This window comes from Pseudomonadota bacterium, from assembly GCA_010028905.1.
GTDB lineage: Bacteria > Vulcanimicrobiota > Xenobia > RGZZ01 > RGZZ01 > RGZZ01.
Genome location: RGZZ01000088.1, coordinates 1 through 14,200, shown reverse-complemented (window position 1 = coordinate 14,200; position 14,200 = coordinate 1). Strand labels below are relative to the sequence as shown.

Genomic DNA, 14,200 nt, shown 5'->3' with positions numbered 1-14,200 from the left:
GCCGCCATGCCGAGCAGGCCACAGCTGTCGGCCGCGGGGTTTCGCAACGCCGAGCAGTACGAAGCCTCACGCGTGGCCGCGCACCGCATGCTCCACCAGGAGCGGGCCACGATTGCAGGATCAGATGCAAGCACCCACGGCGACACGCGCGAGCTCGCGCCGCGCCTGCAACGCGCCCTCGACCTCGAGGCACGCACGCACGCGACACCACGCGCCTATCAGAGCAGCCAGGCGCGCCAGCGCCAGCAGCTGCAGCACAGCACGCTTGAAGGAGCGCAGCCCCGCTACACCCTCGACGAGCGGGCGAGAGACGCGGTCACCCAGGTTCCCCGGTTCTTGTTGGGCGCTGGAGAGGGCGGTCTGGAGGCAACCCGATCCTTCGTCGTGGGCGGGCTGAGCGCCGTGGCCCACCCCATCAACACCGTCAGGGGGCTGGGCCACGCCATCACGAATCCGAACGAAACCGCAGGCAAGGTATATTCCTGGGTGCGGACGTCCGCAGACAAGATGGACGCCGCGCTGAACCGAGGCGATGTACGCGGGTTCGGCCGGGAGTTCGGCGATTTTTCGGGCACACTGATGCTCAACACCATGCCCGCGGGCTTCCTGCCCAAGCGTCCCTTGAATGCCCTGGCGCGCAAGGCTTCCTTCGTCACCACGGCCAACGTAACCGCAGCCGTGGCGAGAGTTCCCGCGCTGGCGCGATACGCACCGATGGTCTCTCAGGGCATGAAGGCGGTGGGAAAGACCTGCCAGGCAGCCTGTAACACGCCGGTCGGGCAGGCGGTGAGCCGAGCCTACACGCGGGCTGACGCGATTCTCACCGCGCCCCTCGAAGACCTGGCCAGCCCACGAAGCCGGGTGAACATCGAGGCGCTAGCGGACACGGCCCGCGCCACCCTTCCCAAAGGCAATCGCCCAAAGACGGTGGCCTCGATCGAGACCGCGAAAGGCGCCACTTTTACGGGGCGATCGTCATACACCAGCCCGCGCCATCCGGTCGTGGACCAGCTGACGCGGGAATACCGCAACATCTACGGAGGCCACTGCGCCGAGATGGAGGCCGTGAGCGAAGCGCTACGAGGGGCCGAGAAGGCGAGCGGCAAAGCCATCACCACGGTTCGCCAGGCCCGCACCGCGCTGAAGGGTGGGCACGTCCAGACGGCAAAGGTACGCGGGGTGAACTCCCCGAGTCACGCATCCGCGCACAAGCCCTGCAGCGGCTGCGCTCCCGTATTGAGCGAGCTCGGCCTCAAGTATCATCCCAAACTGTGAATGGAGGAATCGGTCATGTTCTCTGATTTCGTTACGAAAGTACTCGACGGGGCCGGTTGGTACCCGACGCGTAGGGTGTCGATGAAACACATTGTGAAAGCGCTCACCGACGATGGGTGGACCATGGTGCCGGAGGCGATTCGCATACTGGAGAACTTCGGACTGCTCACAATCACGCCGCCCCCCATAGCACCGGGGTCACTGATGCGTGCCGACGAGCTGGTGTTCAATCCGGACGATGCCGCTCTGGGAGAGTATGATGTCATTCAAGACTGGGAGAACCAGCTGGGGGTGCGCCTCTCGCCTGTCGCTGAGCATGGCGGGCAGGGATTGCTCCTCGTGGCGGAAGACGGTCGGGTCTACCTGTCTTTCGGCGACCTCATGCTGAAGATGGGAGAGACGTTCGAGGACGCGCTCGAGAACACCCTCATCGTGGTGCGCCGAGAGGCGGAGCGGATTTTCTGGAAAGATTGATGGCCTCACCGCGGCCTGTGCCGTGGTGCAGCCGCAGATCGAGACCCGCCGACCCAGCGCCAATAGACACATCGGCGTGGGCAGCGGTGCAGTCGGCAGCCTACTGTCGCGACGCCTTGAATGCCTCGAGACGGAGGTTGATCTCGGCCAGATCCTGCGGGCGCCACAGATCCTGTTGCTCGGTCAGGAACGCTTTGATGCGCTCGAACGAACCCATGGCCATGTAGACGTGAAAGAGATTGACGGCTGTGTCCGGCGTGGGGTCGAGCGCGAGCGCTCGCGACAGCGCTTCTGCCGCCATCTCGTTGCGCCCCTGCAGATGACAGATGACACCGAGGTTGTTGAATGCCCGCGCATTCTCTGGCTGGTGCTGCGTCACTCCCATCGTCAGCGCATACGCGCCATCGAGATCACCGCTCTCGATCAGATCCTCTCCCCGAATCACCGCGTCGTCACTTACGTCGATCATGGTCGTCCTCCGCTACCGTGTTTCGGGACCGTCGCTGAACACGCACTCGCTCACAGCGCGCAACACGAGAGCAGCGGGGCATTGAGTCTGCCCATCGCTCCGGTGGTGCGCGAACGTGCTGTCGCGTGGACCCTTCATGCCATTGCATTGTCCGACACTGCCCCGAACACTTCTGACAACGAGAGAAATTTTCACCCCTCCTCGTTTCGACTGCCCGGGAGATGCCTCGAGCAGCGGCGGCCTCCTTGCCAACCCCGCCTTTCAGGCAGTACAACACTGTCCTTGGTGATGCGGTGCCCAGAGATGCCGCGTGCAGAAGGAGCCTCCCCATGGACGTCCGCGAGATCACGGTGGAAGACGCGAGACATCTTGTCGCGCAGGGCTCGGCCACGTTCGTCGATGTGCGCGACCCATGGGCCTACGAGGAGGCGCACATCCCCGGCGCCATTCACGTGAACGACGGCGAGGTCGACGCGTTCGTCTCGTCCGCCGACAAGACGCGCCCGCTGGTGGTCTACTGCTATCACGGGTTCAGCAGCCTCGGGGGCGCCGCGTACTTCACCGAGCAGGGGTTCACCGACGTCTCGAGCATGAGCGGCGGCTTCGAGGCCTGGCGGGCCACCGCGGAATAGACTGCTTCCTTCCCAAGGCCTGTCTCGAACGGGCCCCCATCGGGAAAGACGCGCGCGGCCAACATGGCGTGGCCGCCCCCGACCTGCCCCTCGACAGCCCCTTCAAGGGGGTCGTGGCCGAGAACGCGCCGCACGATCAATCGCGCAGGCCGTGCGCTGACGCGAGAGCATGTTCGGTGGACGCCAGTGGCAGCAATCGCTGCCGCGAGACAAGCGCCTCCAGGCACCCAGCAAGGCGGCGAAGCTCGCCACTCACAAAGGAATCTCGAGAGTAGAGCGCGTACAGTCCAAACTCTTTCCCCAGTTTGGGTACTGGAGGCCTCAACCCGTGCAACAGCGACGCAGCCCACGCATCTCGGCGATTCGCGGCTTCATTCAGAGACGAGCCGTTGTGACCCTCACCCTTCTTGGAGGTGTGGCTCTCCTGCTTGGGGGATGCGCAGTTGCGCAGGGCGCCACTGGGAGCATCGCGCTGGGCGTCGTGGGCCTCTGGCTCGCGGGCATCTCGCTGGTGGGACTGCTCAGCGGCTGCGCCACCGGCAGCGGTTCGCTGGGTCCGGGGAGCCCGCTCACCGATTCCCTCCCGGCCGCCGTTCCCACCCCAACGCCCGTGGTGCCCGTGGCCGTCGCCCTCCGGTTCGCGCAGCAGCCCACGGCACGCGTTGCGGGTGCGCAGGCTCTCACCCCCATCACCCCAGCGCCCCAGGTCGAGGCCATCGACGCCAGCGGAAACCGGGTCACCAGCTTCACCGGCTCCATCACCGTCGCCCTGGGCACAACGCCGCCCGGTGCGGTGCTGCTGGGCACCACCACGCGCAACGCTGTGGCGGGCGTGGCCACCTTCAACGACCTGCAGATGAGCATCTCCGGATCCTACACCCTGCAGGCCTCGTCGAGCGGACTGCAGAGCGGCACGAGCAGCGTGAGCTTCGTCGCCAATCCGATTCCGCTGGCGTACGCGACAGCAAAGCAGTATTCCACGGGAACCTCTCCGGTCTCCGTCAGCGTCGGTGATTTCAACAACGACGGGAATCTCGACCTGGCCGTGACCAACCGCGATGCTTCTACCGTCTCGGTACTGCTGGGCAACGGTGATGGAACGTTCAACGCAATCCAGACCCTGGCCGTGGGAGCCACCCCGTACGGTGTCGCCGTCGGTGATTTCAACGGCGACAACAAGCTCGACATCGTCATCGCGAGCTACGGCAACTCGGTCTCGGTACTGCAGGGCGAAGGCGACGGGACGTTCAAGACCGCGCAGAACATTCACCACCGCCGACGTCAACGGCGACGGCTACATCGATGTCGTCGTCTCCAACTTCATCAGCAACAACGTGTCGGTGCTGCTGGGCAACGGCAACGGCAGCTTCAAGGCTGCGCAGACCTTCGCCGCGGGAAAGAGCCCGTTTGAGATCGTCACCGCCGACGTCAATGGCGATGGTCACCTCGACATCATCACCGCAGATGCCAACGGCGCAACCGTTTCGGTGCTGCTGGGCAACGGCAATGGCAGCTTCAAGGCCCCACAGGCCTTCGGCACCGGGGGCACCCCAAACAGTGTCGCCGTCGCCGACGTCAACCTCGACGGCAAGCTCGACATCGTGACCACCAACAACACCAGCAACAGCCTCTCGGTGCTGCTGGGGAATGGCAACGGCACCTTCAAGGGCCAGACGTTCATTCCCGTGGCGTCGGCGGCACAAGCCGCGACCGTGAGCATCGCCGACCTCAACGCCGACGGCAAGCCCGACATCGTCTACGGCGACGCTTACGACGCAAACGTCTGGGTGCTGCTGGGCAACGGCGACGGCACGTTCGAGGCCGCGCAGAACTTCGTCGTGGGCACCTCGCCTGAACTGCCCACCTCGGTCGCCCTCGCCGATCTCAACAAAGACGGCAAGATCGACATCGTCACGGCCAACGCAATCCAGAACTCCGTCTCGGTGCTGCTGCACGACTGAAACGGTTCTGCGCGCTTCTTGCGAGGGCCGCGTCCGACGCTATCGCTGGAGCAGAGACCGACTTTCAAGACGCGGCATCAGAAGGTTTTCAGGGGAAGAGCACCTCCCCTGGCTCCTCCGCCTGGCGCGTTCAGGATTTTTCTCGCGGCTTTCCGTGTCGTGCAGTATATGCAGGTGCGTCCCGTCTCTCGTCTCCTCCCCTCGCCGGCGCGGTCGGCCAGCGCGCCCCAGTCCGCGCCAGCGCTCGCGCCCGACCAGGCCACGCTTTCCGGCGCCGCCCCACCCCCCGGCAGGCCGCGAAGCTTGCGCTGCGGGGCAGGGCGCTGGAGGCGGCCCGCCAGTCCGACTTCCACGCGGTTCGGGGAGCCGCCGATCTGACCGTGCTCGACGCCTTCTACGGCACCCAGACCCCGCAGTCGCTGCCGCACGCGGTGCTGGCGCAGACCTTCCTCGATCTGGAGAAGAGCGGGGCCCGGCTCGATACGCGCAACGCCAGCCTGAACGCCTACAGCGCCTACCAGTTCCTCCCGTCGACGCCCGTCACGGTGAAGACCCACCACCGGCTCACCGCCCGCACCGAGGACGACCTGCTCTTCACGGGGTGGTTGACCAATCCGTCCACGCCCTGCACGCGGTGGAGCAGGTGTCGAAGAAGGTTGGCGGGGTGCTGGCGGCGTCGATGCTGTGGCCGGTGCTCGGTCCCCACCTGAACACACCCTCGTTCGACGGCCTGGTCGACGTGGTGGGGACGCTGGTTTCGAAGCTCGGCGTGGGCCCCATCGCGAACGTGCTGTCCATCCTGCAGGCGGAGGGGCCCGGCAACCTCCCCTTCCTTCACGGCATGGTGAACGCCGCGACCGACGCGAGAGTCTGCCCCGACGAGCGCATCGCCAACCTCGACCTCCTGCGCGGCCTGCCGAAGGGCTACGCGAGGCGCATCCTCACCTTCCACGACGCGCACCGCGACGTGCCTCTCAGCGACCTGCTGGCGCGCGTGACCCAGAGCATCGCCCTCGACAGCGACCTCGACGAGAGCCTGCGACTCGCGACGCTCCCCGCCAAGAAGGAGGGCCGCGTCGAGATGGGCGGCGAGGAGGTCGTGGTGGGCGGCATCAAAGTGCGCAAGCGCAAGGATCCGTCTGCCTGACAACCCCGCCGACGAGGTTCGACTGCTGAACGTGCGCAGCAGCGGCGACGCTGACCGCGAAAAGAAATACCGCCCGAAACAGACCTAGAGCTGGCGAACCTGCGCCTGGCGCACCTTGGCCTCTTTGACCCGTTCGAGGTTCTTGAGCTCGAGCTCGGTCTCCCACTCGATGAGCAGGCTCTTCTGCTGCTCGGGGGTCACCTGCGCGAGGAACGCCTGCTTGTCGTTGCAGTTGTCGAAGGCGGTCTGAAGCTCGATCTGACCATCTTGGAACAGCTTGTACAGCGACTGCTCCATGGTGATCATGCCATCGGTCGACGCGATCTCCATCACCGAGTGCAACAGGTGCCCGCGGTCGTCGCGAATGAGATGCTTTGCGGCGGTGGTGCCCATAAGCACCTCGGCCGCGACCACACGCCCGCGACCGTTCTTCATGGGCACGAGGTTCTGGCACATGATGCCCCGTAGCGTATCGGCCAGCTGCCCGCGCGCACCGGTTCGCCAGCCGTCTGCGAACATCGACAGGAATCGCGTGATGGTCTCACCCGCGCTCCGGGTGTGCAGCGTGGCCATCACCAGGGCTCCCACCTGCGCGGCGCGCAGCGTCATCACGGCCGTGTCTGAATCGCGGATCTCCCCCACGAGAATCACGTGCGGCGCCTCGCGCATGGCGCTGCGCAGCGCAACGCTGAAGTCCGGCACGTGGGTGGGGATCTCGCGCTGCTCGATGAGCGCCTTCTTGCTCTCGAAGACCACCTCGATGGGATCTTCGATGGTGATGACGTGGCGCTTCTGTTTCTCGTTGATGCGCTCCAGCATCGACACCAGGGTGGTCGACTTGCCCGAGCCGGTTCCCCCCGTCACGAGCACGAGGCCCGATTTCTCGAACGCCAGCTTCTCGAAGGTCTTCGGCAGCCCGAGCTCCTCGAAGGTCTTGAGGCGATTCGACAGCAGGCGAAGCGCCATCGAGAGCCCGGTGTACTGCTGGAACACGTTCACGCGCAAACGGCGTCGCTGGCCGGGCAGCTCGATGGTGTAGTCTAGATCTTGCGTGTGCCCCGCAAAGAAATCGCCGCGCAGGGTTCGGTCGGCGATGAGCTGGAAGACGTTGAGCACATCGTCGGCACTCAGGGGTTCGGCGCCGAACTTCTCAACCTGCCCGTGGATCTGGGCCATGGGGGGGTGGCCGGTGACGATGTGGAGGTCGGAGGCCCCCTCCTCCATGGCGTGGCGAAAGAACGTCCACTCCATCAAGGCCTTCTCCGCGGCGGGCTCGAGAATCATGGGGCACCGTTCCCTTCAGGTTCAAGCTTCCATGCTTCCCAGAGGTTCGGGCTTCAGCCCGCTCCCTCCCTGCCGCGCTCGTCTGCGTCGCGAACAAGAGCGCGCGGCGTACGCGCAATGGGAGACACGTGTTCAGCATCGCCCTGCGCGAGGGCGGTCCACACCACGATGTCGTCGATCGCTGCGCCTCGGCTGCGAACCTTGTCATCGGTGACCACGCGGAATCGCACGAGACCTCGGGTTCCGGCGAGATCAGAGATGTCGAGCCGCTGCGTCGACCAGTCGCCGCGATCGGTGTAGCGCGCCCGCTCGGTCCAGCACTGACCGCCATCTGCGCTCGTCTCGACCAGCAGGAAGTCGTGGCGTCGGTCGAGGCTGTGCGACAGGGCGAACTCGAGCAGCGCCGAACGAGCCCCCGTGAGATCGAGAGGCGGCGTGGTGAGCGAGGCGTCGAGCCCGTTGGGCAGCAGCTCGTCAGAGAGCGCCGCCCACACCCGCCCCCGTGAGGCGTCGCGCTGCGGCTGCCAGGGAGCGTCGGCCTGCCACCCCGGCGCGGAGGCCTCGCGATCGGAAAAGCTTGCTTTCGCGGCGGGAACCTTCACCGTGGCAAACGCGGTGGGCGCGACGTTCCCCACGTTGTCGTACACCCGAAGCGCCGCGTACAGCGTGCGCTGGGCCTCGGAGGGGGGGAACCGCACGATGACCCGCTCCGTGCTCCCGGCGGCCGAGGGCGCGGGGGTGCTGAACCGAGGCGCCGCCTCGAACGCCACCTCGCCCGCGCGCGGAGCCCCCACGGCGATGGGGCGATCGGCGATGCGAAGGTCATAGGCCGCCGCCGTGCCCTTCGCGCCGTCGTCACCCGTGGCCGTGAACGAGAGCACCGTCGACGCCAGCCCCACCGCGTCAGCGCGCAGGGCGCCGAGAGCGGCGGGCGCAGCAGTGTCGTCGTCGAGCGCCCGGTGCACATCGAGTCGCCCCTCGGATACCGTGAGCCCCTGCCACGCATCAACGCGGTCGCTGCCGTAGACGATGCGATCCTTGACCTGCGCATTGGTCAGATCGGGGAACCGCGAGAGCAGCAGCGCCGCCGCGCCGGCAACATGCGGCGCGGCCATCGACGTTCCCGAGAGGGTCTCATACCCCCCGTTGGGAACCGTCGACAGGATGTCCTCTCCGGGCGCCGCGACGTCAACCGTTGCGCGCCCGAAGTTCGAGGTGCGATGTCTCCCGTCAGACGGTGACGAGGCAGCCACCGAGATGATGTTGGGAAGGTCGTAGGCCGCGGGGTAGACCGGCTGCTGATCGCTGTCGGTGGAACTGTTGCCCGCCGCCACGATATAGAGCGCGCGCGAGCTCTTGATCACGTCGTACACAGCCTGGTTGAACCCCGGCCCGCCCCACGACGCGTTGACGACGCGGGCGCCGTGACGATCGGCGTACAGCATGCCGTCGATGGCGCCCGCCACCGTGCCGCGGCCTTCCGCGTCCATGAACTTCACTGCCATGAGGCGGCCTTCCCAGTTCACGCCCACGACGCCCTGGGCGTTGTTGCCCACGGCCGCGATGGTTCCCGCCACGTGGGTGCCGTGCATGTTCTGATCGATGGGATCCGGGGTGTTGTCGATGAAGCTGTAGCCATGGCGATCCGGCGCCTTGGGATCCGGGTTCACCCACATGTTGGCCGCCAGATCGGGGTGACGGTAGTCGATGCCCGAATCGAGCACGGCAACCACCGGCCCACCCTCGCGGCGACCCGTGGTGATGTTCCACGCGTCAAGGGCGTGCACGTCTGCGCCCGGACGACTGCGGTTCGCCAGCCCCCAGAGACGGGAGTCGAGGTCATCGGGCACGCGAGGCTGCGCCGAGGGAGCAGGGGTTGCGAGATCTGGAGCGGGGGCATCGGTCGCGCACAAGGTCGGCTCGGCCTCGCACTGCAAGCGATCATTGGGCGCCGCGTACGCGATCCCTCGCGCCGAGGTGAGCCGCGCGAGCGCCTCGTCGGTGGCCACGTCCTTCGCGCGCACCAGGTAGAGGTCTCCCCCGAGACGCTCGCGCTGCTCGTCTGACAGATCAAACTGCCGGGCCACCTCGAAGCCCAGCGGCGCAACCTGCGCCTCGAGAGCAACGGTGTCGAGGGGGCCGAGGGTCTTGACGATGGCCTCGCCCGGGATGCGAGGCGATCGCCCTCCCCGATCATGTTCGATGGCCTGACCAAGGGTGCGCGGGGTTTGCAGCTGCACGGGTACATCCTCCGGATTCTGGCTGACGGCGCATTATAAGCGCCCCACGAAGAACAGATCTGAACGCCGCGTCAATGTACAGTCAATCGACGAAGCCCGCACAGAGAGCGATGGCGGAGACGTTCGCGCAAGAGCACGGCCATCGAGCGCGAGGTGCCGGGAGTTAACGTCTCGTTCATCTCGACGACCGCAGGTTGTGATACGCTGGGCGCCTGAGCGTCGAGGCGTCGGGAGTTCACATGACATGGAGTGACTCCGATGCAGCTGACCCCTTCCCCCGCGGCCGCGGCCATCGACCGCGCCATCGCGGACATCGCCCAGGCCCGAACCACAAACCGAACCACCACCCAGCAGGCCGAACAGGCCTCACAGGCCCTCGACGGGTTCAAGCCCCACATCGACACCATCCACTTCGATGGTCCCGGCAAGGACGTCAGCGGCGAGGGCCGTGCGCTGCGCGAGATGGCCGCCACCTCGAATGGGCGGGCTACAGGCGCCCTCACCCAGCACGCGCAGACCGTCGACACCACCGCAGACCTCGCCGCCCAGATCGATGTCGCCCTGGCGGTTCTTCCTGCGAGCGCCTCGACGGCGCGCTACTACCTCGAGCACGCGCGCCAGAGAACCGAGGAGATGAACCAGTTCGAGGTGCGCGATCTGGGGCTCTGCCTGCGCGATGGCTGTCGCTCGCTCACCACGAGGCTCGAGCCCTACCTCGTCGAGGTCGAGCACGACGACACCAACCGAGATGTGGGACGCTTCGCCGCTGATCTGAGCAGCACGCTGGCCAACGCCCACCAGGCCATGGCCGTGGGCGCCCTCGACGGCGAGTGGGTCGACCGCAGCCTCGACGATGTGAACAGCTACCTCGTCTCCGCGCGGGCGGCGCTGCCTCCGCGCTGGCAGCCTGTGTGAAAACCCTTGCATGCTACGGGGTGCCGGGTCGCGGCAACCCCTCCTGCGCGATCTCGTGATCAATCGAAAGGCGAAGGCACGCATTTCAGGCGAGAGGAGATCGACGCAACGAGACCAAGAACCTCGGCATGTTCACCATCGCCCTTCACGAGAACGGCCCCCTCGCAACCCTCGAAGCCATCGCCCGCGCCGAGGCCCTCGGCGTTTCGGCGGCATGGCTCACCAGCGGGACGCAGGAGCAGATGACGGTACTTGCCGTCGCGGCTTCGCAGACGCGATCAATCAGGCTGGGAACCGCCGTGGTTCCCACCTGGCTGCGTCACCCCGTTGTGCTGGCGCAGCAGACCGCGGTCATCGAGGCCCTGGCGCCAGGGCGGTTCACCCTGGGTGTGGGGCCGAGCCACGCCCCCTTGATGGCTGACATGTACGGTATCGAGTTCACCCGCCCGCTCACGCAGTCGCGCGAGTACATCGCGGTTCTGCGACAGGCATTCACCTCGGGCAAGGTCGACTTCGACGGCGATTTCTTTCACGTGCACGCCCCCGCGGCTCCGAAGAGCGCTGTCCCCATCATGCTCTCGGCCCTTCGCGAGGCCTCGTTCGCCGCAGCAGGCGCATGCGCCGACGGAGCCATCGCCTGGGTGTGCCCCGCCCCCTATCTGGCCTCGAAGGCGCGCACCGCCCTCGAAGCGGGTGCCCGCGAGGCAGGGAGAGAGACGCCACCGCTCATCGGCCACGTCATGCTTGCGGTCTGCGAAGATGAGACGCAAGTGCGTGCCGACGCGCGAGAGCGTCTGGCCATCTATCCCCGGCTGCCCTTCTACGCCCGCATGCTCGACGAAGCCGGTGACGCGGAGGGTGCCGCCGGGCGGGTGAGCGATCGCATGATCGACGCCATCGTGGTGCACGGCAGCGAAGACGCGTGCGTCGAGAAGCTGCGCGCCTTCAAGCAGGCCTCGACCGCAGATCAGCTCATCGCCTCCATCATGGTGGTGGGGCGCGCGCGCGCCGATGGTCTCGAGGCCGCCATGCGTGTGGTGGCGCGGGCGTAACAAGAAACGCACGCCCGTACCGACGGTACCTGGCTTTCCCTGCGCACTGACGTGGCGCGCGCGTCGAGCGGGGGGCTCAGTGGTGCACGGGAACGGCCACCCCCCCGATGCGCACGACGTCGGCCCCCTTCTCGATGGTCTCTACACTGGCGCTGGCTGGCGTGCGCAGGGCCGCGTTGCGCGCATCTTCGGGGGTTCCGCCGCTGGCCAGAACCGACAGGGCGCGCTGCGCTCGCACATCGAAGGTCTCGCCGCCCGCGTCTGCAACGACAGCCTTGCGTATCGCGGCATAGAGGGCGGGCACCTCATCGACATGGGCCACCGTGACCCAGGCCGACAGCAGCGCGGCATACTCGCTTGCGCTCTGCGCAAGCGGGACGCCGGGATCACACGCAGAGAGCATCGCATCGTAGTGGCGAACCAGTCCCCCGTGCGCCCGTGTTTCGCGAGAATGTGCGCCGGCGCGCGCGAGGGTGTCGAGCACGCCAAAGAACGTCTCTCGCGCTTGCTCCGGCTGCGCTCGGAACGCCTTGACCAGTCCCTCGCAGCTGTTCGCCCCCCCCTTGGAGAGCACTTTCGCGAGCTCTGGTGACTGTCGCTGGCAGCCATCGATGAACGCTGCGGCCGACTCGACCGCGGTGGCGAGGTCGAGCTTTCCGAGGTCCGAGAGGGGAACATAGAGGCCGTCCTTCCCAACCGTGATGTCAGCCAGGTGGGAAGAGAAGCAGAACATCGTCTCCGCCAGATCGACGAGGCGCGCTTCCCGGCACAGCGCTTTCCCTTCATCGCGCAGCGCCTCGTAGCCCGTCAGGTGAATCTGCTGATCGACACACTTGAGAAGTCGGCTCACCTGCTCGGCGTCCATCTGGTCAGGAAGCGGGGCCACGCCGGCGAGACCCGCCAGGAGGGGAAGAACCGAGAGACCGAGATGTCGTGCGCGGCCTTCGACGACCCGTTCGTCGTCCGGACCCACGAACAGAGGCCGATGACTCCACCGTGCTCGACAGTGCTCCTCGAACTGATCCAGCGTTGCCGTACATCGCCACCCCGACTGCTCGAGCGCCTCGAGCGCCTTCAGCTCGGCCTCGAGATGAGGGCTCGCCCCTGTTCGACGTATGGCTTCACGAAACAGCCCCGCCGTGCGATACGCACCGGACGTCGCCAGTTCGTCAGCCTCATAGCCGTGGTGCAGCCTCTCCTCCTCTGCATTCTCCAGCAGCCTCTGGGAAAAGACGCCCGCGGCAACCAATCCCACGGGAACAAGCGGCCCGTACGCGGCAGTGGCCGCGCCTACCGCAACCGCCGCACCCGCATTGATAGCCAGGGTAAGATTCGGATGGTCGTATGAGAAGTCGCTCGAAGCATTGTCCAGAATCGAGCCCGCCATGGCCAGACCAATCAACCCGCCCATCGCGATCCCCAAAGGTGCCCACGGCGCGGCAACGGCAAAGGTGATGAGACCGACGACGCCGGAGAACAGCGAGGCGCCGAGCACAGCGCGAAGCCTCTCGCTCAGAGGAAGGGCATAGGCCGAGGGCTGGAGCGCGGGAGCCAGCGGCCGCTTCGTAGTGGATACGGCTTGATTTCCGCCCTGAGAGCCCAGCGCAATCCTGTCGGCCTCGCCGCCCATGCTGTGAAGAACAGCCGAGAGAGTGGGTACCGAACGTGGCGCGGCGCTTCCCCCGATTGCGCCGCGAGGCACCCGAGACGAGAGAACAGGCTTTCCCGAATAAGAGATCGATGTCTGAATCGCTACACGCTCCCGCATGACACAGAACCCTTTCTGGTGACAATCATTGACGCACGGGGAGCTCGAGGGAACCGATGCGCACGGCCGTCTCGCTCTTCTCGACCGTGACCTCGCTCTCGACGCGGCGAGGATTCAGCGCGGCGCGCGTCATCCACACTCCCGCCGTAGACGACAGTCGAGAGCGCTCGGCCCATCTTGTCGTCGAGGCTCTCGCTGGTGGGGTCGTCGGATACACTTCGGCGAACTGCCCGATAGATCTTGAGCGCGCCGTCAGACTGCCCCCGGTGGGCGAGCACAGAGAGCAGGCTTGCATACTCCGCGGCGCTCTGCTCGAGTGAAACGGCCGTATCGCCGAGGTCGAGCAACGCGCCCAGATGCTTGCTCCAGCGGAAGCTGGCATCGGCAGCACCCGCTTCAGAGAGAAGCGTGATGGCCCGCATGTGCGCCGCAGTCTCTCCAGGGTCAGACTGCGTGGTGACCCCGGACGTTCCGACGAGACGCGGAAGATCGGAGAAGCGCACGATATCTCTGCATCCACGCTGCGGAGGGAAGAGCCTCACATACTGGCCGTCCCCCAGCTCATGAAAGCGGTACTCGCAGAGGCTCCTGGCCGCCCGCCAGCCAGCCGCCTCGAGCGCCTCGACAGCGGCGATCTCGGGCTCGAACGCGGCTGGCTGCGATCGATCTCTCACCGCTTCGCGAAAGAGGGAGGCTGTGCGAAACTGACCGTGTTCAGCCGCCTCGTCAAGCGGACGCCGAACGTCTTCTCTCGCGTGATACAATGCATGATCGCCGTTGACCGCCATCCAGATCGCCGCCGCGCCGACGGCCGGCAGCAGCGGGCCAAATGTTGCGGTCGCCACCCCTGTGCCCACCATGCCCGCCACGACAGCCGCGCGCTTCCACGTGCTCCAGGTGCCTTCGGCCGCGTCCCCCGTGCGGTCTACCACGGCGGGGAGCACGAGCGCTTCGACCACACTGAGCGCGATGCCGACGGGAGG

At 66.5% G+C, this 14,200-nt stretch carries 14 protein-coding genes; 9 read left to right on the top strand and 5 right to left on the bottom strand.

Translation table 11 applies throughout. From position 1 onward, the window contains the following. Positions 1-6: 6 nt before the first annotated feature. Together EB084_08620 and EB084_08615 are read left to right on the top strand one after the other, a co-directional pair. Positions 7-1,275, top strand: a complete 1,269-nt coding sequence (locus tag EB084_08620; protein ID NDD28310.1) for a hypothetical protein — start codon at positions 7-9, stop codon at positions 1,273-1,275. Continuing rightward, a complete protein-coding gene (locus EB084_08615; protein ID NDD28309.1) occupies positions 1,276-1,749 on the top strand; it encodes a hypothetical protein in 474 nt (157 codons plus the stop codon). Positions 1,750-1,849: 100 nt separating this feature from the next. Here EB084_08615 and EB084_08610 read toward each other — a convergent pair whose 3' ends face one another. Continuing rightward, a complete protein-coding gene (locus EB084_08610; protein ID NDD28308.1) occupies positions 1,850-2,218 on the bottom strand; it encodes a tetratricopeptide repeat protein in 369 nt (122 codons plus the stop codon). A 329-nt stretch (positions 2,219-2,547) separates the two neighbouring features. Here EB084_08610 and glpE point away from each other — a divergent pair, with 329 nt between their 5' ends. The 5 genes from glpE to EB084_08585 all read left to right on the top strand — a co-directional run bounded on the left by glpE (position 2,548) and on the right by EB084_08585 (position 5,958). Then, entirely contained in the window at positions 2,548-2,850 is a 303-nt protein-coding gene (gene glpE, locus EB084_08605; protein NDD28307.1) for a thiosulfate sulfurtransferase GlpE, read from the top strand. Between the two features lie 169 nt (positions 2,851-3,019). After that, entirely contained in the window at positions 3,020-4,261 is a 1,242-nt protein-coding gene (locus EB084_08600; GenBank protein ID NDD28306.1) for a VCBS repeat-containing protein, read from the top strand. Next, a complete protein-coding gene (locus tag EB084_08595) occupies positions 3,945-4,811 on the top strand; it encodes a VCBS repeat-containing protein (protein ID NDD28305.1) in 867 nt (288 codons plus the stop codon). The genes EB084_08600 and EB084_08595 overlap by 317 nt, the downstream gene beginning before the upstream one ends. A 380-nt stretch (positions 4,812-5,191) precedes the next feature. Further along, positions 5,192-5,521: a hypothetical protein gene (locus EB084_08590; GenBank protein NDD28304.1), complete on the top strand. Its 330-nt coding sequence runs from the start codon at positions 5,192-5,194 to the stop codon at positions 5,519-5,521. After that, positions 5,476-5,958: a hypothetical protein gene (locus EB084_08585; protein NDD28303.1), complete on the top strand. Its 483-nt coding sequence runs from the start codon at positions 5,476-5,478 to the stop codon at positions 5,956-5,958. The genes EB084_08590 and EB084_08585 overlap by 46 nt, the downstream gene beginning before the upstream one ends. An 84-nt stretch (positions 5,959-6,042) precedes the next feature. Here EB084_08585 and EB084_08580 read toward each other — a convergent pair whose 3' ends face one another. Both EB084_08580 and EB084_08575 read right to left on the bottom strand, forming a co-directional pair. Further along, entirely contained in the window at positions 6,043-7,242 is a 1,200-nt protein-coding gene (locus tag EB084_08580) for a PilT/PilU family type 4a pilus ATPase (GenBank protein ID NDD28302.1), read from the bottom strand. A 53-nt stretch (positions 7,243-7,295) separates the two neighbouring features. Further along, the gene (locus tag EB084_08575; GenBank protein NDD28301.1) at positions 7,296-9,482 is read right to left on the bottom strand and encodes a hypothetical protein; all 2,187 of its coding nucleotides are present in this window, start codon (positions 9,480-9,482) and stop codon (positions 7,296-7,298) included. A 258-nt stretch (positions 9,483-9,740) separates the two neighbouring features. Here EB084_08575 and EB084_08570 point away from each other — a divergent pair, with 258 nt between their 5' ends. Continuing rightward, entirely contained in the window at positions 9,741-10,397 is a 657-nt protein-coding gene (locus tag EB084_08570) for a hypothetical protein (protein NDD28300.1), read from the top strand. 128 nt (positions 10,398-10,525) lie between these two features. Continuing rightward, entirely contained in the window at positions 10,526-11,449 is a 924-nt protein-coding gene (locus EB084_08565) for an LLM class flavin-dependent oxidoreductase (protein ID NDD28299.1), read from the top strand. Between the two features lie 76 nt (positions 11,450-11,525). Here EB084_08565 and EB084_08560 read toward each other — a convergent pair whose 3' ends face one another. After that, positions 11,526-12,944: a hypothetical protein gene (locus EB084_08560; protein NDD28298.1), complete on the bottom strand. Its 1,419-nt coding sequence runs from the start codon at positions 12,942-12,944 to the stop codon at positions 11,526-11,528. 257 nt (positions 12,945-13,201) lie between these two features. Then, the coding region (locus EB084_08555; GenBank protein ID NDD28297.1) for a hypothetical protein at positions 13,202-14,200 on the bottom strand (999 nt) is incomplete at its 5' end.

What these genes read in the sequence shown, in the direction of transcription:
- EB084_08580 (NDD28302.1), bottom strand. Translation starts at nt 7,242, where the DNA reads ATGATTCTCGAGCCCGCCGCGGAGAAGGCCTTGATGGAGTGGACGTTC.
- EB084_08610 (NDD28308.1), bottom strand. Translation starts at nt 2,218, where the DNA reads ATGATCGACGTAAGTGACGACGCGGTGATTCGGGGAGAGGATCTGATC.
- EB084_08570 (NDD28300.1), top strand. Translation starts at nt 9,741, where the DNA reads ATGCAGCTGACCCCTTCCCCCGCGGCCGCGGCCATCGACCGCGCCATC.
- EB084_08600 (NDD28306.1), top strand. Translation starts at nt 3,020, where the DNA reads ATGTTCGGTGGACGCCAGTGGCAGCAATCGCTGCCGCGAGACAAGCGC.
- EB084_08620 (NDD28310.1), top strand. Translation starts at nt 7, where the DNA reads ATGCCGAGCAGGCCACAGCTGTCGGCCGCGGGGTTTCGCAACGCCGAG.
- EB084_08615 (NDD28309.1), top strand. Translation starts at nt 1,276, where the DNA reads ATGGAGGAATCGGTCATGTTCTCTGATTTCGTTACGAAAGTACTCGAC.
- EB084_08595 (NDD28305.1), top strand. Translation starts at nt 3,945, where the DNA reads ATGGAACGTTCAACGCAATCCAGACCCTGGCCGTGGGAGCCACCCCGT.
- glpE (NDD28307.1), top strand. Translation starts at nt 2,548, where the DNA reads ATGGACGTCCGCGAGATCACGGTGGAAGACGCGAGACATCTTGTCGCG.
- EB084_08565 (NDD28299.1), top strand. Translation starts at nt 10,526, where the DNA reads ATGTTCACCATCGCCCTTCACGAGAACGGCCCCCTCGCAACCCTCGAA.